Here is a 21,553-nt window from a genome sequence, read left to right as displayed (position 1 = left end):
CCCGACAGCCTCACTTGCCCAGGAACGCTCCGATCCGCTCCAGTGCCCGCAAGATGTTCTCCTCGGAGTTGGCGTAGGAGAGCCTGATATAGCCTTCGCCGAGAATGCCGAAATCGGGGCCGCCAATCAATGCCACGCCGGCCTCGTCGAGCAGGGCCGAAGCAAGCTTCTTTGCTTTCCAGCCGGTCTTCGAGACGTTGGGGAAGGCGTAGAACGCTCCCTTGGGCGTGATGCAGGATATGTCAGGCAGGGCGTTCAATCCCTCGACCACGATCTTCCTGCGGCGGTCGAAGGCGCGCATCATCTTGTCGACGTCGTCCTGCGGGCCGTCGATGGCCGCGATGCCGGCAAACTGGCTCGGCGCGTTGACGCAGGACCAGCAATTGACCGCGAGCTTGCGCACCTTGTCGTAGAGGTGAGCGCCCTTGTCGCCATTCGGCCAGATCGACCAGCCCATGCGCCAGCCGGTCATAGCCCAGGTCTTCGACCAGCCATTGAGCACGATCAGCCGGTCGCGGATCCCGGGGAAGCCAAGCAGCGAGCAATGCGTCTCGCCGTCATAGGTCATGACGTCGTAGATCTCGTCGGAGAGGATGGCGACCTGGGGATGCGCCTCCAGACCCTTGACCAGTTTCTCGATCTCGGCCCGCGGCGTGACGCCGCCGGTCGGATTCGCGGGCGAATTGAGGATCAACAACCTGGTCTTGGAGGTGATCAGCGCCAGCGTTTCCTCTGCGGAGAAGGCAAAGCCGTTTTCCTCGCGCATAGGTACTGGAATAGGTGCCGCACCGGTGAACTCGACCATCGAGCGGTAGATGGGGAAGCCCGGATCGGGATAGAGGATCTCGGCGCCAGGCTCGCCGAACATCAGGATCGCGGCGAACATGGTCGGCTTGCCGCCGGGCAGGATCATCACCGCTTCGGGCGACACCTCTACGCCGGTGGTGGTCAGCGTGCGCCGCACCACCGCCTCGCGCGTCGCCAAAAGGCCATTGGCCGGCGTGTAGCCGTGATGGCCGTCGCGCAGCGCCTTGATCGCCGCCTCGACGATGTGCTGCGGCGTCTTGAAGTCGGGCTGGCCGATGCCGAGATTGACGATGTCGCGGCCTTGTTGGGCCAGTGCTGTGGCCCTCGCGAGCACGGCAAAGGCGTTTTCCTCGCCGAGACGGTCGAAGGCCGAAATCGTGTGGAGCATTTTTCCCGTCCGTGTGGTTCTTACTGTTGGGTCGCGTTTTTGTGAGCCTCAGGCCGCAAAAGTCAAACGGATTGGAGCTTTCGGTGTCGGAAAATCTCAAAGACTGGCAACCGCGCCCGCGGCCCGAACGCAAGGCCATCGACGGCCGGTATGTCCGGCTTGAGCCGCTGAGCGCTGCAAAACACGGCGACGGTCTCTATGAAGCGTCGTCCGTATCCGATGTCGATGGGCGCTTCGCCTGGCTGCCCGACTATCCGCCGGAGACCCGTGCCGCCTTCCAGCCATGGCTGGACAAGGTGGAGGCCAGCGAGGATCCGCTGTTCTTCACGGTTATCGACAAGGCCAGCGGCAAGATCGCCGGGCGCCAGACACTGATGCGCATCGATCCGGCCTACGGCGTCATCGAGATCGGCAACATCTACTGGGGACCAATCATCTCGCGCAAGCCGGCGGCGACCGAAGCGCAGTTCCTGTTCATGAGATACATCTTCGACGAGCTCGGCTATCGCCGCTACGAATGGAAATGCAACAACCGCAACGAGCCATCTAAGCGGGCGGCAGAACGGTTCGGCTTCAAGTTCGAGGGCATTTTCCGCCAGCATCTCATCGTCAAGGGTGAAAACCGCGATACGGCATGGTATTCGATCATCGACAAGGAGTGGCCGGCCTTGCGCAAGGCCTATGAAGCGTGGCTCGATCCGGCTAATTTCGATGGCGACGGCCAGCAGAAGCGACGGCTTGAGGATTTTCGCGCGCAGTTCGGTGCGTGAGATCAGGCGCGTAACGGGAGTATGCCATTGGCCCACACCCACGATCACAGCGGGCATGATCACACCGGGCGCGATCACACTGGGCACGATCACATTGGCCACGATCATGGGCCCGGTCATGTGCATGGCTCGACCGACAAGAAACGCGTGCTTACCGCGGCCTGCCTGACTGGCGGCTTCATGGTCGCCGAAGCGCTCGGCGGCATCCTTACCGGCTCACTGGCATTGTTGGCCGATGCCGGCCACATGCTCGCCGATTCGATCGCGCTCGGCCTTGCCTGGTATGCGTTTCATCTAGCGGGGCGTCCGGCGACCGTGCGCCTCACCTATGGCTTCGGCCGGGTCAAGACGCTGGTGGCCTATACCAACGGCATCGCCATCTTCGTCATCGCGCTGTGGATCGTCTACGAGGCATGGAGGCGGCTGCAGGCACCGGCTCCGGTGCTTGGCGGCCCGATGCTGGTGGTCGCGATCCTCGGGCTGCTGGTCAATATCGGGTCCTTCCTGGTGCTGCATGGCGGCGATCGCGAGAACCTGAACATGCGCGGCGCCATCCTGCATGTGCTGGGCGACCTGCTCGGCTCAGCCGCCGCCATCGCGGCTGCGTTGGTTATCCTGGCGACCGGCTGGACGCCGATAGACCCGATCCTGTCGGTCCTGGTCTCGCTGCTGATCCTGTATACGGCATGGTCGCTGATGCGCGCAGCCGCCCATGTCCTGCTCGAAGGCGTGCCGCCCAGCCTCGACCGTGATCTCATAGCCATGGACATCGAAACGACGGTCCCGGGCGTCCGCGAAGTGCATCACATGCATGTCTGGTCGCTCGACGGAACCAGCAACATGGCGACGCTGCATGCCTGCCTCGACGAGGGCGTCGACGCGCACCAGGCGGTCAGCGCCGTCAAGAAGCGGCTTGCCAGCGAGCACGGCATCAGCCATGCCACCGTGGAACCGGAATTCGGACAGTGCGCCGACGATAGCCACGGCCATGAGCACGGGCATGAGCACGGGCATGAAGCGGCCGCGCATCACGACCACCATCACTAGGACCGATCGATTGGTCCTGCCTCAGGAGTTCCAAACCTTGAAAACCAGCTTGATGAACGCCCACTGCCCGGACGCGGCATGATGGATCGCGACACCAGGAATGCGGCCATCGCAGCGGTGTGGATCATGCTTCTGTTCGGCGTCGGCGCCTACTATCTGCCGACCATGATGCTGGCGCTCGGCAGCCTTTCGACCGTGCTGGCCGGCGTCTTTGCCATCGTCTTCGTGCTGGCGTTCTTCTCGGTGTTCTGGCTGCGGGCCCGCAACCAGCGCAAAAACCAGGGTAAATAGGCAAGGGATTTTCGACATGCGCATTCTGATCACCGGCGCCGCGGGTATGGTCGGCCGCAAGCTCATCGCCCGGCTGGCCAAGGACGGCACGTTGCGCGGCGGCAAGATCACCGCGCTCGAACTGCACGATATCGTGCCGCCGCAGGCACCTAGCATGGACGGGGCCAGCATCACCCTCCACACCGGCGATCTAGCCGAGGCGGGTGCCACTGAGCGCCTGGTCGCATCGCGCCCCGATGTCGTCTTCCATCTCGCCGGCATCGTCTCCGGCGAGGCGGAGGCAAATTTCGAACTCGGCTACCGCGTCAATCTCGATGGCACGCGCGCGCTGTTCGATGCCATTCGCCTGGCGGGCTTTGCACCGCGTGTCGTCTTCACCTCGTCGATCGCGGTGTTCGGCGCGCCGTTCCCGGATGTCATACCGGACGAATTCCATCCGACGCCGCTGACCTCCTACGGCACCCAGAAGCAGATGAGCGAAGCGCTGCTGGCCGACTCTACCAGGCGCGGCTTCTTCGATGGCATCGGCATCCGGCTGCCGACCATCTGCGTGCGACCCGGCAAGCCGAACAAGGCGGCGTCCGGCTTCTTCTCCGGCATCATCCGCGAACCCTTGAGCGGCCACGAGGCGATCCTGCCAGTGCCGCGTTCGGTCGTGCACACCCACGCCAGCCCGCGTTCGGCGGTCAATTTCCTGATCCATGCTGCGGAGATCGATGGCGCCGCTGTCGGGCCGCGCCGCAATCTGACGATGCCCGGCGTCGCCGTCACCGTTGGCGAGCAGATCGAGGCGCTGGAACGCATCGCCGGGCCAAAGGCGGTAAGCCTGATCCGCGAGGAGCCGGACGAAACGATCTGGGCGATCGTCAAGGGCTGGCCGACAAGGTTCGAAGCGCGACGGTCGAGGGAGCTCGGCTTTGTCGCCGAAAAGAGTTTCGGCGAGATCATCCGCGCGCATATCGAGGATGAATTGGGCGGCAAGATCGCGAGTTAAACCCGCAGCACTACGGTGGGGATATCATCCGCCTGACGCCAGGCTCGCCGACAAAAGCAACAGTCCGAACAGGAACACGAAGGCGGCGCCGCCGATCTCGACGATCGAGTGGATGCGGTTGCCCATGCGGCCATCACCGGCGAAATACACCGCCCAGTTCTTTGCCGTCACCGCCAGTGTCGCCAGCGCCGAGACGGTGATCGCGGTACCCAGCGACATCGCCAGCACCGACAGAAGGCCGCCGAGCCAGAGACCGTTGAGCAGGGCGAAGCTGAGCACGATCAGCGCGCCGGAACAGGGGCGGATGCCGACCGCCGCCACCGCCGACCAGGCGGTGCGCCAGTCGAAGCGATCGCCCGACAGCAGCGCCGGATCGGGTGCATGCGAATGGCCGCAGGTGTCGCAAACCTCGCCCGCCGCGTGATCGTGATGGGCATGATCGTGGGTGGCGTGATCATGGTCATGCGTTCCGTGGTCGTGATGATCGTGGGAATGGTTGTGCACGTGGTCATGATCGTGATGCACCTGCAGCGCATGCGAATGGGCATGCGCCGAATGGCTGTGAGCGGCATGCGAATGACCGGCATGAGAATGGCCACCATGAGAATGGCCGGCGTGCGCCGCCGACAGGCTGTAGGCGGGACCTTTGCCAAACAAGCGCAGGACGGCAGGGCCGAGCTTGCGCCACAGCAGCCAGGCGCCAAACAGGGTGACGAAGACAAAGCTCATGATCTCCATGAACCAGGCCGCGTCCGTCATCGTCACGGAGGTGCCGCGCAGGACGAAATAGGCTACCCCCATCACCGCGACCGCCGTGAGGCCCTGCAGCAGCGCCGAGACGAAGGACAACAGGATGCCGCGCCGCAGCGCCACTTCGTTGGCGACCATGTAGGACGAGATCACCGCCTTGCCGTGGCCCGGGCCGGCGGCGTGGAAGATGCCGTAGGCGAAGGACAGGCCGACGAGTATCCAAATCTTGCTGCCGTCCTGGCGCATCGCCTTCATTGCAGTTGCCAGCGCACGATAGAATTCCTGCTGCCGCAGATTGATCCACATCAGTATGTGGGCGAAGGGGCCGGTGCTGGGCGCGATGCCGTCATTGACGCCGATGCCGAGCGAACTCTGGGCATGGGCGGAGTTGGCGAAATGCATCATGACGACAGTGGCGGCCAACAGGCCGAATGCCAAACGCAGGGACGGTTTCGTCACCGGCTTCATCCTTCTGGCTGACAGGTCAGTTCGAGCTTGGTGGCGAAGATCTTGCTCATGTCGGTGCCTGTCGGATCGTTGAAGAAGGCATCGGTGAGGGTCTTCTGGTTTTCCTTGATGGCCTCGTCCGGGTCCGGACGGATCACCTTGCTGGTGCAGTTCGACGGCAGGCCTTCAACCGTGATGTTGGAATCGTCGGTGAAGTCGATCGCGGTGTAGAACGTCGGATCGTAGACTCCGATATCTATCTTGCCGTTGAGCTTGATCGGCACTTTCGGCTCGGACTCGAACAGGATGATCAACTGGTCGTTGTCGAAATTGGCCATCAGATGCGGCGGCGGCGTCATCGCCACGTCCTTGCCGTCGACGGTGACGAGCTGGAAATAGTTGAATTCGGCCAGCGAGGCGTGGACGGTGTCGGCGACCTCCTTCAGCTCCTTGTCGTCGAGCTTCAGGTCGGAGTTCTTGTCGAACTCCATCATCACCGTGCTGGAGAAGAGATCGTCGAAGCGCCAGAGATGCCGCAACGCTTTCACACTTTGGTGATCCGGGGAGAGGATCACGTCCAGGCGGGCCTCGGCGAAGACGTGCGGGTGCACCTCAGCCGGTCCGGTGGCGGCAATGGTTGCCGCCAAGGCCGAAGCCAGCATGATTGCGTGCCGTTTCAGGTGCATTCTCAGTCGCGATTCCATGGGCCTCGGAGTGATGTCGAGAGTTATCAGAAAGGGGGCGAAATTGGGACCGGGACTCGACTGAATGGGTCAGGCAGCTTCACGCGTCCTGAACCACTGCACCAGGAAATCGACGAAAACGCGAACCTTGGCGGGCAGGTAACGGCGGTGCGGGTAGACGGCGAATATGCCGCCGCCCGGCAGGATACGGTCATCCATCACCGACACCAGCCGGCCGCTCTCGAGGTCGGGCGCGGCGATAAAATCCGGCAGGACGGAAAACCCCAACCCGGCCACGGTCGCCGCACGCGCCGTCATCGGGCTGTTGACCTCGATGGGACCCGACACCGAAACGCTCATCGGATCGCCATTGTCGCCCTTGAACGGCCAGTTGCTCAATCCGCGGCCATTGGTGTCGACGATACAGGGCATGCGGCTAAGATCCTGCGGCCGCGTCGGCATGCCATGCTTGGCGATCAGTTCGGGAGAGGCACAGAGCTTTACAGAAAATGGCGCCAGCCGCCTGGCGATCAGCGACGAGTTCTCGAGCCGCGAGATGCGTACCGCGAGGTCGAAGCCTTCCTCGACCAAATCGACGAAGCGGTCGTCGAGCTGGACGTCGAGCACGATGTCGGGATGCTGCTTGGCGAAATCGATCAGCGACTGGCCGACCGGCGCGTCGGCGAAGGTGCGCGGCGCCGACAGCTTGATCCGGCCACGCACGTCGCCGGAAGATTCGCGCACGGCGTCGGCCAGGCTGTCGACCTCGCGCACGATCTCCGAGGCGCGCCGGTAATAGGTGTGGCCGGCCTCGGTCATGGAGAACTGGCGCGTGGTGCGGTTGAGCAGCAGCGCGCCGAGTTCGTCCTCCAGTTCGCGCACATATTTCGACAAAAGGGCCTTGGAACGGCCGATCTTGCGTGCCGCCGCCGAAAAGCCCTCGGCCTCGACCACGTCGATGAAGGCACGCATGCGGGTCAGTGTGTCCATGGTCAGGCCTTTCGTGCGGCGTCGAGAAGTTTCCGGCCGAGCCGTATCAGGGCAATGTCGCTGCCGGAAGGGCCAAGCAGCGACAGGCCGAACGGGGCGCCGGCGACCGAGCCGATGGGCAGGGTGATCTGTGGAAAACCGGACAGGCCGGCCAGGCACAGAAGTTGAAGCGCTCGTTCGCGATAGGCCTGGAACTGCTCCGGCGTGCTGTTCACGTAGGGAGCTGGGCCCGGCACCGTCGGCAGGATAAGGAAGCCGTCCTTGCCCAGCAGGACGCTCAGTTCGCCGCGAAAGGTCTGTCGGCGCATTTTCTCCGCCTGGGCTGTTTTGTCGTCGACGGCACGGCCGAAGCCGAAGCGCTCTTCGACGCCCGGACCGAGGTCGCGCTCGCCGCTGGTTATCCAATCGCCATGCACGGCCCAGGCCTCCTTGGCCTGCAGCCGGCGAAAGCACCAGTAGAGTTTATCGGGAGATGAGGTGAAGCGCGTCATTGCCGTCGCTGGCGCACCGAATACCGTACTCGCCAGTGCCTTCATTCGGGCATATTCGGCAAGCGCCGGGTGGTGGACCATCCCATCCAGCCAGTCCAGCGCCAACGGCCGGTCGAGTGTGTGCTGGTGCGGGTCGCGGCCGAGCAGCAGCCTGCCAGCGGTCTCGTAAGTCTCGATGTCGTCGGCGAACCAGCCGAACGTGTCGAAGCTCGGGGCCAGCTTCATCGTGCCATCGAGCGAAATGCGGCCATGCGTGGTGCGCAGCCCGATCAGTCCGCAAAAACTCGCCGGCGCGCGGATCGAGCCGCCGGTGTCGGAGCCGGTGGCGATATCGGCAAGCCTGCCCGCCACCGCCGCCGCCGATCCCGATGACGAGCCGCCGGTGACACGGTCGGGCGCGGCCGGGTTCACCGGAAACGAAAAATGCGCATTCTGGCCGAACAGCGCGAAGGCAAGCTCGTCGGTCTGGGTCTTGCCGACGAAGCGCGCCCCGGCATCGAGAATCACTTGCACGGCCTGCGCCGTGCGCGAGGCGGCGGGGCTGTCTGCGAATTTCTGCAAGTTGCCGCAACCGGTGCGGTAGCCGGCGACGTCGTAGATGTCCTTGACGGCCAGCCGCAAGCCGGCCAGAGGGCCAGTTTCGGCATGCGCCACCGGCATCTGGCGAAGGTCGAGAAAGGCGTTTGGAGGGCCGTGCGTGCCTGTCATCGTTCGCTATCCGGATACGGTTGGCGCAGCATTGTTCGATGCAAGGAATTTTACAACCTTGGATACGATTTTTATTGATTGTGAAATCGTTCAACCTTATATCGCGCTTGCCCAAAGTCGCACGTGCCTGTGGGTGTCCGCCGATCCTCGAATGGTGAGGGAAATCGGTAAGGTAACTGGAGCTAACCCCTCCAGTCGGTCTAGCGGCCAACCGCAAGCCCGAGGACACCTTGAAGCAACGACGGTGCGGGCCTTTCTGGTGTTCTGCCGGTTGTCCAAAGACCGGGGTTACTGAAGAGGCACACCTTCATTGCCGGCAGTGCGGACGGGTCTCCCATCCAAGCCAAGGCAGACAAAGCGAACCGAGGCCGGGCAAGGCCAAGGTTCACCGCCGCGAGACGGCGTTTCATGGTTCCGGGGTCTCCACCGGCTGGTTCCATGGATTTCCGTCCCGCCTTTGTCCACCGCGTGTTCGCGAGGCCAACAGCCCGCTTCCCGCAGCCTTATTGCGCGCCGAAAGGCGCTGATGGAGAGACCCCGATGGCCACCCAGCGCATCCTTGACTTCCTCGCCACCCGACGTCCGACCGGCCCCTGCCTCGTCGTCGACCTCGATGTCGTGCGCGACAATTTCCGAGCCTTCGAGAAGGCGCTGCCCGATTCGAAAATCTACTATGCGGTGAAAGCAAACCCGGCGCCGGAGATCCTGCGCCTGCTTACTGCGATGGGCTCGTCTTTCGACACCGCTTCCGTTGCCGAAGTCGAGATGGCGATGGACGCCGGTGCGCCGGCGGACCGCATCTCCTTCGGCAACACCATCAAGAAAGAACGTGACATCGCACGCGCCTACCAGCTCGGCATCCGCCTGTTCGCGGTCGACTGCGTCGAAGAGGTCGAGAAGATCGCCCGTGTCGCTCCAGGCGCGCGCGTGTTCTGCCGCGTGCTGACCGATGGCGAGGGCGCCGAGTGGCCGCTGTCGCGCAAATTCGGTTGCGTGCCTGCGATGGCCGTCGACGTGCTGCGCCATGCCAAGGGGCTCGGCCTCGATGCCTATGGCGTGTCGTTCCATGTCGGCTCGCAGCAGACCGACCTGACCGCCTGGGACCGCGCGCTGGCCGATGCCAAGGCAGTGTTCGCGACGCTCGCCGAGGAAGGCATCGTCTTGAAGATGGTCAACATGGGCGGTGGTTTCCCGACGCGTTATCTGCGTGACGTGCCGGCAGCGCAGGCCTATGGCCAGGCGATATTCTCGGCGCTGCGCAAGCATTTCGGCAATGCCATCCCGGAAACCATCATCGAGCCGGGCCGCGGCATGGTAGGCAACGCCGGCGTCATCAAGTCGGAAGTCGTCCTGATCTCGAAGAAGGCGGCCAACGACAATGTGCGCTGGGTATTCCTCGACATCGGCAAGTTCGGCGGCCTGGCCGAGACGATGGATGAGGCTATCCGCTACCCCCTCGTCACCCGCCATGACGGCACGGAGACCGCACCTTGCGTACTCGCCGGTCCGACCTGCGATTCGGCCGACGTGATGTACGAGAAGACGCCGTACCCGCTGCCGCTGTCGCTGACGATCGGCGACGAGGTGCTGATCGAAGGCACCGGTGCCTACACGACCACCTACTCGGCGGTCGCCTTCAACGGCTTCGAGCCTCTCCGATCCTACGTGATCTGACGGTTCGAAAGAACCGGTCAGATCACCCCAGGTGGGCGTCCGTCGCCCGCCCGGGGTCGCCTGTGGAACAACCTCCGCTCGTGAAGGATCGCGGAAATGGACATTGCAAATTTCATTGTTGAAGGCGCTCCGTGCGAAATCTCCCCCTCAAGGAGGGAGAGTGCCATTGCCATCGTTGCCGAAACCGCGGCCGACACTGCCGCGCGTGAAGTGCTGTTGGATGAGGCCATGGGCTCTAAGCGGCGGAAAAAATCATCGGAGAAGCTGCGGCGTGGCCGGCGGCCATCGGAAGGCCTGGCCTTCGTCGCCCGCGACGCGTCGGGCGACGTGGCCGGCACCGTGCGGCTGTGGGATGTCACGTTGGGCGAGGGCGGCCCGGCAGCGCTGCTGCTAGGCCCGCTCGCCGTCGATCCGTCGCTCAAGAGTGCCGGCATCGGCTCGGCGCTGATGCGCCATGCCGTCGCCGAAGCAACACGTCTTGGCCACGCGGCGATCCTGCTGGTCGGCGATGCGCCCTACTATGAACGCTTCGGCTTCTCGGCCGCCAGGACCGGTTCGCTTGCCATGCCGGGACCCTATGAGCGGCACCGCCTGCTGGCCCTGGAACTGGTGGAAGGCGCGCTCGACGGCGTGCACGGCACGCTGAAGGCGGCCGGCCGCAAGCTGAAGGCGCAGGAACTGACATCGGCGGCCTGAGACACGAAGCGCCAGCAACTCATGCAAAAACGCCGCCCGAAAAAGGCGGCGTTTTTTTTGCGATTGGCGGGCGCCGCCTTGGGCGGCTGCATGTTTTCAGCCGATCAACTGGCTGAGGGCCATGGCGACGGTCATGTCGCCTTCGACCTTTATCTTGCCGGTCATGAAGGCCATGGTCGGGTTCAGGTCGCCGGCGATCAGCGAATCCAGATCGTCGAGCGAGAGCTTGATGGTGCAATCGGCGGGCGCGTCGGTGGTTGAAATTGTCGCGCCGTCGATGACGATGACGCCGTCGCTGCCGGTGTCGAATTTCACGGAACGATCGAACCCGCTGCTTGCCACGCGCGACTTGATCTTCTCGGCAATCTCCTGAACGCTCACGCTGTTCTCCTTGTCTGGTTGCATCTGTCTCGCAACGGCGCTTCGATCCGGCCGAAGCCCATGCCGCGGTTTCGCGATCACGGTCACTGGCGCATATAGCTTTGGGTTGACGTTTACGTCAACGCGGAATCCCGCGGGGGCTGGTTCCTGCGCCGGCGGCAGGTAAGGACCGATGTGATCGGAACCCGTGGGCAAGGCGACTCAGTGTTCCTTGAACGCCTTGGTCATTTCGGCGGCCGTCTCGCTTTTCTTGCGACGCAGCCAGTTGTCACGGATTTCGTCCTTCGACAGGAAATTGACCTGATCGATCAGAACCTCATGCACCAAAGTGGCGCCCACACGCGTGTTGACGGTATCGCGGATCGCGGCGCGGAAGGCATCGAGATCGATCGTCGCCTTATTGGTGAAGTCGATCTGAGGATTGGAATAGAGGTAGGAATAGACTTGGTCGGTGATCAGCGCTTCCGCTGGAATGGACAGCTTCTTTATCTGCTCGGGTTCGACCGTGTAGACGAGCTTTGTCAGGAAATAGCCGCCGATCTGCGAATCGCGGATCAGCGGCACCGAGATGATATCGGTCTTGACGTAGTCGAGGCCGCCCAGCATCGGCTTCGGCGTTTCGCCGACGCCCTTTTCGCCCGCAGCCTGGAACGAATAGAACACCGCGCCGAGCGTCGCGGCGCAGATCCAGACCGCGATCGCGATGACCTTGATCATCGGGCCCCGTCATTGACTTGCGATGGCAACGCGGCGCTGCCCTCCTGCATGAGCAGGGTCGCCGATGCGTTCCTTGTGTCCCGCATCATGCCTTTGCCCAGCCGAATTCGCCGGCCGAATATGTGCCGTCGGTTTCCGCGCGCTGGATGGCGTGCCGCAGCAGGTTGGCAACTTCGTTGACCGCGCTGAGGTGCGCCAGGATCGCCGCCTCGTTCTTCGCCAGCTTGTGGCGCAGCCGGGTCAGGCCCTCGCGGTGCTGTTCGAGAAATTCGGCTTCGCTGCCGCCCTTCATGGCGCGGGTCAGTTCATAGAGATAGCGGCTCTTGCGGGCGTTCGATGCCTTGAGATCGTAATCGGTGGCATTGCGAATGCCGGCCGTCTCTTCCTCGACCACGTCCTCGATGCGGCCGATGATGGCAGCGAGGTTGCCAGGCCGCGCGAACGGGATAGGCGCTTCCGACACGGTCGTGGGTGCTGGCAGGTTGGCGGTGAATTCCGAAAAGTCGGCCATGAGAAATCCCGGTCTGGTTAGATTGAACTCGGATACGCACTATCTGCTTGGTTCAGCATGATCTTCCCAAAACTGGTTCCGCTTCCGGGCATGCTTTAAATCTTGATGTCTGTCCTGATGGTGGTCTCGTCACCGGTGATTGACCGCGCCGCCTTGCGCTGCAATTCGTGGACCAGCGAGGTCGACAAGCTGCTCTGTTGATCGATCTCGGTTTTTTCCGGCCCGCCCGAAACCGGACCGACCGGCACGATGCGCTTGCCTTCGACATAGTGGTCGGCCAGCATCGACTTGGCGATGCCGATGCCGCCGCGCTCGGCCATGACGTCGGCCACCCGTTCGGCAAGCTGCGATTTCCACATGTCGCCGGCCAGGCCCTTGCCGTAGACGCCTTCGGTGTCTTTGGGCAGCATGTTCTGGATGAAGGTCTGCAGCACCATGGCCTCGAACTTCTTGAACTTCTTGGCGGGGTCGGTTGAAGCGGCGGCCTTGTCGGCGGTGGCGCGCGACAGGATCGAGCCGGCATTCACCGAAGCGGCGTCATCGACCGAAAATGCGCCCACAGCACCACCGGCCCGCTTTGTAAGCGCGGCGCGGGCGGCTTCAATATCCGTCGGGTCGACGGCTCGGGCGACATCCATAACGATGTCGCTGGGTGGAGAAATCGCCAAGAAAGTCCGCCTTTTGTCGGTTTTCCTTAGCCAGACCATGCCTCAACAAGCTTGTGGCAGGCTTGCGCGGCGTAAGGGAGGAAAGCGAGATGAAGGCGTGTGGGCGTCAACCGGCGGTAACCGGCATTGTCGTACTTGTGCCCTTTGGCTGCTCGCCGAGCGCAAAGACGGAACTGGCCTTGCTGACGATGGAAACGTGATCCTTGGCGGCGTTTCCCGCAGTAACTCCGTCACCGCGCATGATCGCGGTGACGATGGCATCGTGCTCCTGCCAGGATTTGGCGAGCCGGCCTGGCAGCATGAACTGGGCTCGGCGGAACGGCGCCAGCCGACTGCGCGTCATCACGGTCATTTCGTAGATATGTGCGTTGTGGGCGCCGCGATAAAGCCTGCTGTGGAACTCCGTGTTGAAGTACTCGTAGTCCTCCTCGGCGCCCAGACGCACCATCCGCGCCGAGGCCTGGTGCTCGACCTCGAGCGCGCGGCGCTCGCTGCTGGTCATGCGCTCGGCCGAGAAGCGCGCGCAGATCGCTTCCAGTTCGGCCATGCTCTCGAACATCGAGGCGAGATGCTCCTGCGTCACCACGGCGACGATGGCGCCGCGGTTGGGCCGCCTTTCGACCAGGCCCATGGCGCTCAGCTGGCCGAGCGCCTCTCGCACCGGGGTGCGTGATACGTCGAAGCGCGCGGCGAGCGAGGTCTCGTCCAGCTTTTCGCCGGGACGCAAGAAGCCGGTGACGATCCGGTCACCGATCGCCCTCACCATCTGATCCACGGTCGTGCCCGACCTGATCAAGCTGCGCTTCCCCGACAAGTTTCCTCCGTTTGGTCTTCTCGTTGGGCGGCCCAGCGGCCCGTCGAATCGATATTTCTTGTTTATGCCTCTATTTTAATCTGCCTGTCAAACTGGCTAGTTTCAAGGCAAAAAGTGCATGCAATTGCCTTTGACGTGAGCAGGCGCGTTTCATGTATATACTGATTTTATTCGATAAATTGCGTCGAAAGAATTGGCATGGCGATTGCATGCACTTTCTTGACGGCATGTTAACCGACCCGGAAATGGGTCTTACAGGGGAGCATTCACTATGACCGCGAAATTCACGCTTAACCGCCGCGAGTTGCTCAAGACTTCCGCCGCCGGAGCCGCACTTGGGCTCGCGTCGGCATCCTTTCCCATCGGCCGCGCCTTCGCCGCTTCGGCAACTGTCGGCTTCATCTATGTCGGCCCGAAGGACGACTATGGCTATAACCAGGCGCATGCCGAGGGTGCCGCGTCGCTGAAGGGTATCGAAGGCCTCTCCATTGTCGAGGAGGAGAACGTGCCCGAGACGGTCGATGTCCAGAAGACGATGGAATCGATGATCAACCTCGACGGCGCCTCGCTGATCTTCCCGACCTCCTTCGGCTACTTCGACCCGCATATGCTGGCCATGTGCACGAAATTCCCCGACGTGCAGTTCCGCCATTGCGGCGGCATGTGGAACAAGGACAAGCATCCGAAGAATGCCGGATCCTATTTCGGCTATATCGGCATGGGCCAGTACCTGAACGGTGTCGTCGCCGGCCACACCACGAAGACCAAGAAGCTCGGCTTTGTCGCCGCCAAGCCGATCCCGCAGGTGCTGCTCAACATCAACTCCTTCCTGCTCGGTGCGCGCTCCGTCGACCCGACCATCACCTGCCAGGTGATCTTCACCGGCGAATGGTCCCTGGCGGTCAAGGAGGCGGAGGCCACCAACGCGCTGGTCGACCAGGGCGTCGATGTCGTCACCTGCCATGTCGACAGCCCCAAGGTCGTGGTCGAGACGGCCGCTGGCCGCGGCGCCTTTGTCTGCGGCTACCATGCCAACCAGAGCCCACTGGCGCCCGAGAAATACCTGACTGGTGCCGAATGGAATTGGGCAAAGGTCTACAAGATGTTCGTCGACGACCTCGTCGCCGGAAACCCGCTGCCCAATTTCACCCGCGGCGGACTGGCCGATGGCTTCGTCAAGATGAGCCCGCTTGGCCCGGCCGTCGGCGAGCCGGCGCGCAAGCAGTTCGACGCCACGCTGGCCGAAATGATGAAGGGCGGCTTCGCCGTCATCAAGGGTCCACTGAACAGCAGCAAGGGTGCTGTTGTAGCCACTGCGGGCCAGGCCTTCCCCGAGAACGCGATCGAACTCGAAAGCATGGACTATCTGGTCGACGGGGTCGTCGGCTCGACCGCCTGATCGAAGGGGAGCGGGGCGATGGCCGAGATAGTGACAGAAGTCGGCATGCCGGTGACGTTCGGCGCCAGGAGTCATCCGGCAGCGCTGGAATGGATGGCCCGGCGGGCCGAGGCCTTCGTCATTCCGCTGGCCGCGCTGGTCGTCGGCATGGCCCTGTTCAGCCTGTTCATCCTGGCTGTCGGCAAGTCGCCGGTCCAGCTCTATGAAACGATGTGGCGTGGCGGCTTCGGCTCGTGGTTCTCGATGCAGAACTCGTTGTCACGCGCCGCACCCCTGTTGCTGGCGGCGCTCTGCGTGGCGCTACCGGCGCGGCTCGGCCTCGTCGTTATCGGCGGCGAGGGCGCCATCGTGCTGGGCGGCGTCGCCGCCGCGGCTGCAGGCACGGCGCTCGACGGCGTCCCCTCCTTCATCGTCATTCTCGTCATGGGCGTGGCGGGCATGGCCGCCGGCGGCATCTGGATAGGTGCCGTCGGCGCGCTCCGCCATTACCGTGCCGTCAACGAGACCATTTCCAGCCTTCTGATGGCCTATATCGCCATCGCCCTGATGAACCAGCTGGTCGAAGGGCCGCTGCGCGACCCAGCCTCGCTCAACAAGCCCTCGACCCAGCCGCTGGCCGATATCTACCGCATCGGCGACATGCCGGGCATGGAGGTGCATTGGGGCCTTGCCGTTGGCGTCATCGCCTGCGTCGTGTCCTGGGTGCTGATCGAAAAGACCCGCTGGGGCTTCGCCGCCCGCATCGCCGGCGGCAATGTCAGGGCCGCCCAGGTGCAGGGGCTTGCCGTTGGCTCGCTGATCATCGGTTTCACCGGGTTGGCCGGCGCCTTCGCCGGTCTTGCCGGCATGCTGGAGGTCGCAGCAGTGCAGGGCAGCGCCAACGCCTCGCTTGCCGCCGGCTACGGCTATACCGGCATCCTCGTCGCCTTCCTCGCCCGCCACAATCCGCTGGCCATCATCCCCGTCGCCTTCCTGCTCGGCGGGATCGACGCCTCCGGCGGGCTGATCCAGCGCCGCATGGACCTGCCCGACGCCACCGTGCTGGTGCTGCAGGGCATGCTGTTCATCGTCATCCTGTTCAGCGAGACCTTCTACGGCCGTTTCAAGGCATTCAACCCCGATCTGTGGCAGAGGAGCAGCTGATGGACGCCAGCGGGATCGGCCTCTGGGGCGTGCCGCTCGCCATCCTCGGCGGCGCCATCCGCGTTTCCACGCCCTTCATCTTCGTCTCGCTCGGCGAAGCCATCACCGAGCGTTCGGGCCGCATCAACCTCGGGTTGGAAGGCACGCTGGTATTCGGCGCCATGGCCGCCTATGCGGTGGCGGTTATAACCGGCTCGCCCTGGCTCGGCCTCGTCGCCGCGGCCTTCGCCGGCCTGTGCTTCGGCCTCTTCCACGGCTGGATCTGCAAATTCCCTCGGGTTAACGATATCGCGATCGGCATCGCCTTGATGCTGTTCGGCTCGGGCCTCGCCTTCTTCTTCGGCAAGCCGTTTATCCAGCCCTCTGCGCCCGACCTGCCGGCCATCCCCTTAGGCGCATGGTCCGACATTCCGCAGGTGCAGGCAGCCCTCGACGTCAACGTGCTGTTCCTGATCGGCGCCGCACTTGCGGTGTTCCTGTGGTGGGCCTTCCGCAACACCCGCGCCGGCCTCATCGTGCGCGTCGTCGGCGACAGTTCCGATGCCGCCCGCGCCATGGGCCTCAACCCCAACACCGTGCGCCTGATCGCCACCGGCGTCGGCGGCGCGCTCGCCGGCATCGGCGGCGCCTATCTGTCCCTCTATTATCCCGGCAGCTGGACTGAGCGCATCTCGTCTGGACAAGGGCTGATGGCGGTGGCGCTGGTCATCTTCGCGCGCTGGAACCCGCTCGGCTGCTTTGCCGCCGCACTTCTGTTCGGCGGTGCCGGGGCGCTCGGGCCGGCGCTGCAGTCGGTCGGCGTCACGCAAGGCTATTACCTCTTCTACGCCGCACCTTACATCCTCACCCTGGTCATCATGATCGCCACTTCGTCGCCGAGCCGCTCGCTCGCCGGCGCTCCGGGCGAACTGTCGATCACCAAATGAGACCGGAGTTTTTGCCATGAACGCCAGAGCCGGTATCACCCAGCGCTATATCGACGCCGATCCTTATCCATGGCCCTACAATGGCGAGCTTCGTCCAGACAACACGGCGCTGATCATCATCGACATGCAGACCGATTTCTGCGGGCCGGGCGGCTATGTCGATCATATGGGCTACGATCTGTCGCTGGTGCGTGCGCCGATCGAGCCGATCAAGTCGGTGCTGTCGGCGATGCGGTCCAAGGGCTACACGATCATTCACACCCGTGAGGGCCATCGGCCCGACCTCGCCGACCTGCCGGCCAACAAGCGCTGGCGCTCGCGTCGCATCAATGCCGGCATCGGCGATCCCGGCCCCTGCGGGCGCATCCTGGTGCGCGGCGAGCCGGGCTGGGACATCATCCCGGACCTCTATCCGGCCGAAGGCGAGCCGATCATCGACAAGCCGGGCAAAGGCTCCTTCTGCGCCACCGATCTGGAGTTGATCCTAAACCAGCGCGGTATCGACAACATCGTGCTCACCGGCATCACGACCGATGTCTGCGTCCACACCACCATGCGCGAGGCCAACGACCGCGGCTTCGAATGCGTGATGCTGGAGGATTGCTGCGGCGCTACCGACTACGGCAACCATCTGGCCGCCATCAAGATGATCAAGATGCAGGGCGGCGTCTTCGGCGCGGTGTCGAGCTCGGCCTCATTCGTCGCCCAACTGCCGTGAGGAACCCGGGATGAGCAAGATCACCGGCCACAAGGCCGTCGGTGTCGAGACCATCGGCATGACCATGCGCTTCGGCGCCTTCACGGCGCTGGGCGATGTTTCGATCAAGGTGCCGGCGGGATCATTCCATGCGCTGCTCGGGGAAAACGGCGCCGGCAAGTCGACGCTGGTCAAATGCATGATGGGTTTCTACCATCCGACCTCCGGCGATATACTGGTCGACGGCCGCGAGGTGGCAATCGCCAGCCCCCAGGACGCCTCGGCGCTCGGCCTCGGTATGGTCTACCAGCATTTCACCCTCGTGCCGTCGCTGACCGGCGCGGAAAACCTGGTCATCTCGCGCGAGAAGGTGCCTGCCATCATCGACTGGCGCAAGGAGCGCGACGAACTTGCCGTGTTCATGGACCGGATGCCATTCAAGCTTCCGCTCGATGTCAAGGTGGCCGAGCTTGCCGCTGGCGAGAAGCAGAAGCTGGAGATCGTCAAGCAGCTCTATCTCGGCCGCTCCTTCATGGTGTTGGACGAGCCGACTTCGGTGCTCACCCCCGCCGAAGCGCAGGAGGTGCTCGGCCTCGTGCGCGCCATGACCAGGGCCGGCGACCTCACCGTGCTGATGATCTCGCACAAGTTCCACGAAGTGACGGCGTTCGCCGACGACGTCAGCGTGCTGCGCAAGGGCAGGCTGACCGGGACCGGCCGCGTCGCCGACCTCGACCACAGGCAGATGGCGGCGATGATGATCGGCGACCAGCCGATCGCGGCGCTCGACAGCCGCGCCGAGCCGAAGCCGGACGCGGAGATCGTACTCAAGGTCAAGGCGCTGAAGGCGCCTGATCGCACCGGGCTGAAGTCGATCCGGATCGAGGACCTCGGCGTGCGCTCCGGCGAGATCGTCGGCATCGCCGGTATTTCCGGCAACGGCCAGAAGGAATTCCTCGAAGTGCTGGCCGGGCAGCGCCCGCGCGACGCCGGCGAAGTGATGGTGCGCGGCACTGCCTATGCGGCGACGCGCGCCGAGGCGCGTGCGCTCAACGTCCGCCTCATTCCGGAGGAGCCGCTGAAGAACGCCTGCGCGCCGAAGATGACCGTGGCCGAAAACATCTCCTTCCGCACCTTCGATATTGACGGCAACGGCAAGCCGGTGAGTTGGATCAGCGCCGGTGCCATCAAGGCCTTCAGCGCCCGCCTGGTCGAGCAGTTCAAGGTCAAGACTGCCTCGCTATCCTCGCCGATCGCCTCGCTGTCGGGCGGCAATGTGCAGCGCGCCGTGCTCGCCCGCGAACTCACCGGCGAAGTCGACCTTCTGATCGTCTCCAATCCGTGCTTCGGCCTCGACTTCTCGGCAGTGGCCGAAATCCGCGCCCGCATCATGAAGGCGCGCAATGCGGGTGCAGCGGTGCTTTTGATGTCGGAAGACCTCGACGAACTGCTTGAACTCTCCGACCGTATCCTGGTCATGTCGGACGGCGCACTGGTCTACGAGACGCCGATCGCGCAGGCGAGCGTGCAGACGATCGGCGTGCATATGGCTGGACATCATTGATGGCTGAAATCGCAGCGCAGCCGTTTCCGTTCGCCTTCAAGCGTGAGAGCATGGTGCTGGTCGTCATCGACATGCAGCGCGACTTCGCCGAGCCCGGCGGCTTCGGCGCCAGCCTCGGCAACGACGTCAGCCGGGTCGTGGCGATCGTGCCGACGGTGAAGCGGCTGATCGAGGGATTTCGCGCCGCCGGCCTGCCGGTGATCCACACGATGGAGTGCCATCGTCCGGACCTTTCGGATCTGCCGCCAGCCAAGCGCAATCGCGGCAATCCCTCGATCCGCATCGGCGATGCCGGGCCGATGGGCCGCGTGCTGATCGTCGGCGAGCCGGGCACGGCGATCCTCGACGAGCTTGCGCCGCTGCCTGGCGAGATCGTCATCGAGAAGCCCGGCAAGGGCGCATTCTACGCCACTTCCTTTAACGAGGATCTCAAGAGGCTTGGCGCAGGGCAGCTGGTCTTTGCCGGCGTCACCACCGAGGTTTGCGTGCAGACGACGATGCGCGAGGCCAACGACCGTGGCTATGAGTGCCTGCTCGCCGAGGACGCGACGGAAAGCTATTTCCCCGAGTTCAAGGCAGCGGCGATCGCCATGATCAGGGCGCAGGGCGCCATCGTCGGCTGGACAGCGACCACCGATCAGGTACTCAAGGGAATTGCCAATGCCTAATCTTGCCTTTGCCGGCCTGCTCGACGGCGGCTGGCGCGATCTGGCGTTCGAGCCTTTCCGAGAGGGAATCAGTGTGCACTGGCTGCTGAAGGGCGGGCCGGTGGAGCCGTCGGTCGCCGTCCTCAGCTACCGGCCCGGCGCCGGTGTGCCGCGCCATCGCCATGTCGGGCTGGAAACCATCGTCGTGCTGGAGGGAACGCAGAGTGACGAGAATGGCGACTATCCCACCGGCAGCGTGGTGCTCAATCCGGTCGGCACAGAGCATTCGGTTTGGACGAAAGACGGCTGCGTCGTGCTGATCCAGTGGGACCTGCCGGTGATCATTCTGGGGGAGGCCAAATGAGCGACCTGCGCTTCGACATAAGCAGCCTGCACACCGCCTATAGGGCTGGCATCGGCGTAGACGAAGTCATCGAGACGGTGCATGCCCGCCTGAGGGCCGCCGCCGATCCCGGCATCTTCATCCATCTGGCCGACAAGGCCGCGCTGCTGGCGGCCGCCGCCGCCCTCTGCCCGTTCGACCCGGTGGCCCAGCCGCTCTGGGGCGTCCCCTTCGCCGTCAAGGACAATATCGACGTCGCCGGCATGCCGACGACGGCGGCCTGCGCCGAATACACCTACTGGCCCGACAGCGACGCCACCGTGGTGGCGCGGCTGAGGGCGGCCGGCGCGCTGGTCGTCGGCAAAACCAATCTCGACCAGTTCGCCACCGGCCTCGTGGGGGGGGGCCCGCCCGGGCCGCTCCCCCGCCACGCCCTCGCCGCCCAGCGGGTGGGGGGGGGGGGCGGGGCGGGGGCGGGGGGGGCGGGGGGTGGGGGGGGGGGGGGGGGGGGGTGTGGGGGTGGGGGGGGGGGGGGGGGCGGCGGTGGGGCGGGGGGGGGGGGGGGGGGGGGGGCGGGCGCGCGGGTGGGCGCAAAAACCAAGCCCGCCCAGGGCCCCCCGGGCCGCGGGGGCGGGCGCCCGCCCTGGCCGATCCCGCGCAACGCCATCGACGCCGAGCTGGTGCCGGGCGGCTCCTCGTCGGGGTCGGCGGTGGCGACGGCGCGCGGCATCGTCTCGTTTGCGCTCGGCACCGACACCGCCGGCTCCGGCCGCATCCCCGCCGGCCTCAACAATATCGTCGGGCTGAAGCCGACGGTCGGCGCGCTGTCGGCCGCCGGCGTCGTGCCGGCCTGCCGCACGCTCGACTGCGTGTCGGTGTTCGCATCGACCGTCGACGACGCCTATCGGGTGTTCTCGGTGGCGGGGGGGCGCGCCCCCCCCGCCGCGGCATAGGCCCGCCACGCAGGGCCCCCCGCAGCCCGACGCCCCCCCCCGGCGGGCAGTGTT

Annotated in this window: 23 protein-coding genes and 2 pseudogenes; 15 read left to right on the top strand and 10 right to left on the bottom strand. The window is 64.4% G+C overall.

Features of this window, described 5'->3' with window-relative positions:
- Positions 1 to 10: 10 nt before the first annotated feature.
- Positions 11 to 1,195 carry a pyridoxal phosphate-dependent aminotransferase gene (locus NKH57_RS06070; RefSeq protein ID WP_352942597.1) on the bottom strand — a complete coding sequence of 395 codons (1,185 nt, stop codon included), beginning with the start codon at positions 1,193 to 1,195 and terminating at the stop codon, positions 11 to 13.
- A gap of 83 nt (positions 1,196 to 1,278) precedes the next feature.
- On the opposite strand from NKH57_RS06070, the gene NKH57_RS06065 reads away from it, so the two are divergent.
- From NKH57_RS06065 to denD, 4 genes are all read left to right on the top strand, one after another.
- A complete protein-coding gene (locus tag NKH57_RS06065) occupies positions 1,279 to 1,965 on the top strand; it encodes a GNAT family N-acetyltransferase (RefSeq protein WP_352942594.1) in 687 nt (228 codons plus the stop codon).
- Between the two features lie 27 nt (positions 1,966 to 1,992).
- A complete protein-coding gene (locus NKH57_RS06060) occupies positions 1,993 to 3,012 on the top strand; it encodes a cation diffusion facilitator family transporter (protein WP_502907264.1) in 1,020 nt (339 codons plus the stop codon).
- A 78-nt stretch (positions 3,013 to 3,090) separates the two neighbouring features.
- The gene (locus NKH57_RS06055; RefSeq protein WP_352829157.1) at positions 3,091 to 3,303 is read left to right on the top strand and encodes a hypothetical protein; all 213 of its coding nucleotides are present in this window, start codon (positions 3,091 to 3,093) and stop codon (positions 3,301 to 3,303) included.
- A gap of 16 nt (positions 3,304 to 3,319) precedes the next feature.
- Positions 3,320 to 4,297, top strand: coding sequence for a D-erythronate dehydrogenase (denD, locus tag NKH57_RS06050; protein WP_352942591.1), 978 nt, complete (start codon positions 3,320 to 3,322; stop codon positions 4,295 to 4,297).
- A 24-nt stretch (positions 4,298 to 4,321) separates the two neighbouring features.
- On the opposite strand, the gene NKH57_RS06045 is transcribed toward denD, so the two are convergent.
- From NKH57_RS06045 to NKH57_RS06030, 4 genes are all read right to left on the bottom strand, one after another.
- Positions 4,322 to 5,515, bottom strand: a complete 1,194-nt coding sequence (locus NKH57_RS06045) for a nickel/cobalt transporter (protein ID WP_352942588.1) — start codon at positions 5,513 to 5,515, stop codon at positions 4,322 to 4,324.
- A complete protein-coding gene (locus NKH57_RS06040) occupies positions 5,512 to 6,180 on the bottom strand; it encodes a DUF1007 family protein (protein WP_352599675.1) in 669 nt (222 codons plus the stop codon). Before NKH57_RS06040 ends, NKH57_RS06045 begins: the two co-directional genes overlap by 4 nt.
- A gap of 87 nt (positions 6,181 to 6,267) precedes the next feature.
- Positions 6,268 to 7,167, bottom strand: coding sequence for a LysR family transcriptional regulator (locus tag NKH57_RS06035; protein WP_352599677.1), 900 nt, complete (start codon positions 7,165 to 7,167; stop codon positions 6,268 to 6,270).
- A gap of 2 nt (positions 7,168 to 7,169) precedes the next feature.
- Entirely contained in the window at positions 7,170 to 8,366 is a 1,197-nt protein-coding gene (locus NKH57_RS06030) for an amidase (protein WP_352942584.1), read from the bottom strand.
- A 540-nt stretch (positions 8,367 to 8,906) separates the two neighbouring features.
- On the opposite strand from NKH57_RS06030, the gene odc2 reads away from it, so the two are divergent.
- Positions 8,907 to 10,040, top strand: coding sequence for an ornithine/lysine decarboxylase (gene odc2, locus NKH57_RS06025; RefSeq protein ID WP_352829148.1), 1,134 nt, complete (start codon positions 8,907 to 8,909; stop codon positions 10,038 to 10,040).
- Between the two features lie 96 nt (positions 10,041 to 10,136).
- Positions 10,137 to 10,736 (top strand): GNAT family N-acetyltransferase, encoded by a 600-nt coding sequence (locus NKH57_RS06020; protein WP_352829146.1) that lies wholly within the window; start codon positions 10,137 to 10,139, stop codon positions 10,734 to 10,736.
- Between the two features lie 96 nt (positions 10,737 to 10,832).
- Here NKH57_RS06020 and NKH57_RS06015 read toward each other — a convergent pair whose 3' ends face one another.
- The 5 genes from NKH57_RS06015 to NKH57_RS05995 all read right to left on the bottom strand — a co-directional run bounded on the left by NKH57_RS06015 (position 10,833) and on the right by NKH57_RS05995 (position 13,809).
- On the bottom strand, positions 10,833 to 11,117 hold the full coding sequence (locus NKH57_RS06015) for an SCP2 sterol-binding domain-containing protein (RefSeq protein WP_352942580.1): 285 nt from the start codon (positions 11,115 to 11,117) through the stop codon (positions 10,833 to 10,835).
- A 201-nt stretch (positions 11,118 to 11,318) separates the two neighbouring features.
- Positions 11,319 to 11,834 carry a hypothetical protein gene (locus tag NKH57_RS06010; protein ID WP_023759774.1) on the bottom strand — a complete coding sequence of 172 codons (516 nt, stop codon included), beginning with the start codon at positions 11,832 to 11,834 and terminating at the stop codon, positions 11,319 to 11,321.
- A gap of 85 nt (positions 11,835 to 11,919) precedes the next feature.
- Positions 11,920 to 12,345 carry a hypothetical protein gene (locus tag NKH57_RS06005; protein WP_352942577.1) on the bottom strand — a complete coding sequence of 142 codons (426 nt, stop codon included), beginning with the start codon at positions 12,343 to 12,345 and terminating at the stop codon, positions 11,920 to 11,922.
- Positions 12,346 to 12,440: 95 nt separating this feature from the next.
- Complete coding sequence (locus NKH57_RS06000) at positions 12,441 to 13,052, bottom strand: rod-binding protein (protein WP_352942574.1); 612 nt, start codon at positions 13,050 to 13,052, stop codon at positions 12,441 to 12,443.
- Positions 13,053 to 13,119: 67 nt separating this feature from the next.
- The gene (locus tag NKH57_RS05995; protein WP_352599689.1) at positions 13,120 to 13,809 is read right to left on the bottom strand and encodes a GntR family transcriptional regulator; all 690 of its coding nucleotides are present in this window, start codon (positions 13,807 to 13,809) and stop codon (positions 13,120 to 13,122) included.
- 289 nt (positions 13,810 to 14,098) lie between these two features.
- Between NKH57_RS05995 and NKH57_RS05990 the strand changes: the two genes are divergently transcribed.
- From NKH57_RS05990 to NKH57_RS05950, 9 genes and pseudogenes are all read left to right on the top strand, one after another.
- Positions 14,099 to 15,226 (top strand): BMP family ABC transporter substrate-binding protein, encoded by a 1,128-nt coding sequence (locus NKH57_RS05990; protein WP_352942571.1) that lies wholly within the window; start codon positions 14,099 to 14,101, stop codon positions 15,224 to 15,226.
- A gap of 45 nt (positions 15,227 to 15,271) precedes the next feature.
- On the top strand, positions 15,272 to 16,369 hold the full coding sequence (locus NKH57_RS05985; RefSeq protein ID WP_352942876.1) for an ABC transporter permease: 1,098 nt from the start codon (positions 15,272 to 15,274) through the stop codon (positions 16,367 to 16,369).
- Positions 16,369 to 17,295, top strand: a complete 927-nt coding sequence (locus NKH57_RS05980; protein ID WP_352942568.1) for an ABC transporter permease — start codon at positions 16,369 to 16,371, stop codon at positions 17,293 to 17,295. Before NKH57_RS05985 ends, NKH57_RS05980 begins: the two co-directional genes overlap by 1 nt.
- 16 nt (positions 17,296 to 17,311) lie before the next feature.
- Positions 17,312 to 18,013 (top strand): biuret amidohydrolase, encoded by a 702-nt coding sequence (gene biuH / locus NKH57_RS05975; protein ID WP_352942565.1) that lies wholly within the window; start codon positions 17,312 to 17,314, stop codon positions 18,011 to 18,013.
- 10 nt (positions 18,014 to 18,023) lie between these two features.
- A complete protein-coding gene (locus NKH57_RS05970; RefSeq protein ID WP_352942562.1) occupies positions 18,024 to 19,556 on the top strand; it encodes an ABC transporter ATP-binding protein in 1,533 nt (510 codons plus the stop codon).
- The gene (locus NKH57_RS05965) at positions 19,556 to 20,224 is read left to right on the top strand and encodes a cysteine hydrolase family protein (RefSeq protein WP_352942559.1); all 669 of its coding nucleotides are present in this window, start codon (positions 19,556 to 19,558) and stop codon (positions 20,222 to 20,224) included. The genes NKH57_RS05970 and NKH57_RS05965 overlap by 1 nt, the downstream gene beginning before the upstream one ends.
- Positions 20,217 to 20,567, top strand: coding sequence for a cupin domain-containing protein (locus NKH57_RS05960; RefSeq protein WP_352942556.1), 351 nt, complete (start codon positions 20,217 to 20,219; stop codon positions 20,565 to 20,567). Before NKH57_RS05965 ends, NKH57_RS05960 begins: the two co-directional genes overlap by 8 nt.
- Positions 20,564 to 21,067: pseudogene (locus tag NKH57_RS05955) on the top strand (amidase family protein); the annotation flags it as partial. The gene NKH57_RS05960 and the pseudogene NKH57_RS05955, both read left to right, overlap by 4 nt.
- Before the next feature lie 51 nt (positions 21,068 to 21,118).
- Positions 21,119 to 21,472, top strand: a pseudogene (locus NKH57_RS05950) (amidase family protein); the annotation flags it as partial.
- Positions 21,473 to 21,553 lie beyond the last annotated feature (81 nt).

The sequence above is a fragment of the Mesorhizobium sp. M1050 genome, assembly GCF_040318715.1.
GTDB lineage: Bacteria > Pseudomonadota > Alphaproteobacteria > Rhizobiales > Rhizobiaceae > Mesorhizobium.
This window is presented reverse-complemented; position numbering and strand designations above follow the sequence as displayed.

Excerpts from the sequence above, each read along its gene's own strand:
- NKH57_RS06070 (WP_352942597.1), bottom strand. The coding sequence starts at position 1,195 with ATGCTCCACACGATTTCGGCCTTCGACCGTCTCGGCGAGGAAAACGCC.
- NKH57_RS06055 (WP_352829157.1), top strand. The coding sequence starts at position 3,091 with ATGATGGATCGCGACACCAGGAATGCGGCCATCGCAGCGGTGTGGATC.
- denD (WP_352942591.1), top strand. The coding sequence starts at position 3,320 with ATGCGCATTCTGATCACCGGCGCCGCGGGTATGGTCGGCCGCAAGCTC.
- NKH57_RS06045 (WP_352942588.1), bottom strand. The coding sequence starts at position 5,515 with ATGAAGCCGGTGACGAAACCGTCCCTGCGTTTGGCATTCGGCCTGTTG.
- NKH57_RS06040 (WP_352599675.1), bottom strand. The coding sequence starts at position 6,180 with ATGCACCTGAAACGGCACGCAATCATGCTGGCTTCGGCCTTGGCGGCA.
- NKH57_RS06035 (WP_352599677.1), bottom strand. The coding sequence starts at position 7,167 with ATGGACACACTGACCCGCATGCGTGCCTTCATCGACGTGGTCGAGGCC.
- NKH57_RS06030 (WP_352942584.1), bottom strand. The coding sequence starts at position 8,366 with ATGACAGGCACGCACGGCCCTCCAAACGCCTTTCTCGACCTTCGCCAG.
- odc2 (WP_352829148.1), top strand. The coding sequence starts at position 8,907 with ATGGCCACCCAGCGCATCCTTGACTTCCTCGCCACCCGACGTCCGACC.
- NKH57_RS06020 (WP_352829146.1), top strand. The coding sequence starts at position 10,137 with ATGGACATTGCAAATTTCATTGTTGAAGGCGCTCCGTGCGAAATCTCC.
- NKH57_RS06010 (WP_023759774.1), bottom strand. The coding sequence starts at position 11,834 with ATGATCAAGGTCATCGCGATCGCGGTCTGGATCTGCGCCGCGACGCTC.
- NKH57_RS06005 (WP_352942577.1), bottom strand. The coding sequence starts at position 12,345 with ATGGCCGACTTTTCGGAATTCACCGCCAACCTGCCAGCACCCACGACC.
- NKH57_RS06000 (WP_352942574.1), bottom strand. The coding sequence starts at position 13,052 with ATGGTCTGGCTAAGGAAAACCGACAAAAGGCGGACTTTCTTGGCGATT.
- NKH57_RS05990 (WP_352942571.1), top strand. The coding sequence starts at position 14,099 with ATGACCGCGAAATTCACGCTTAACCGCCGCGAGTTGCTCAAGACTTCC.
- NKH57_RS05985 (WP_352942876.1), top strand. The coding sequence starts at position 15,272 with ATGCCGGTGACGTTCGGCGCCAGGAGTCATCCGGCAGCGCTGGAATGG.
- NKH57_RS05980 (WP_352942568.1), top strand. The coding sequence starts at position 16,369 with ATGGACGCCAGCGGGATCGGCCTCTGGGGCGTGCCGCTCGCCATCCTC.
- biuH (WP_352942565.1), top strand. The coding sequence starts at position 17,312 with ATGAACGCCAGAGCCGGTATCACCCAGCGCTATATCGACGCCGATCCT.
- NKH57_RS05970 (WP_352942562.1), top strand. The coding sequence starts at position 18,024 with ATGAGCAAGATCACCGGCCACAAGGCCGTCGGTGTCGAGACCATCGGC.
- NKH57_RS05965 (WP_352942559.1), top strand. The coding sequence starts at position 19,556 with ATGGCTGAAATCGCAGCGCAGCCGTTTCCGTTCGCCTTCAAGCGTGAG.
- NKH57_RS05960 (WP_352942556.1), top strand. The coding sequence starts at position 20,217 with ATGCCTAATCTTGCCTTTGCCGGCCTGCTCGACGGCGGCTGGCGCGAT.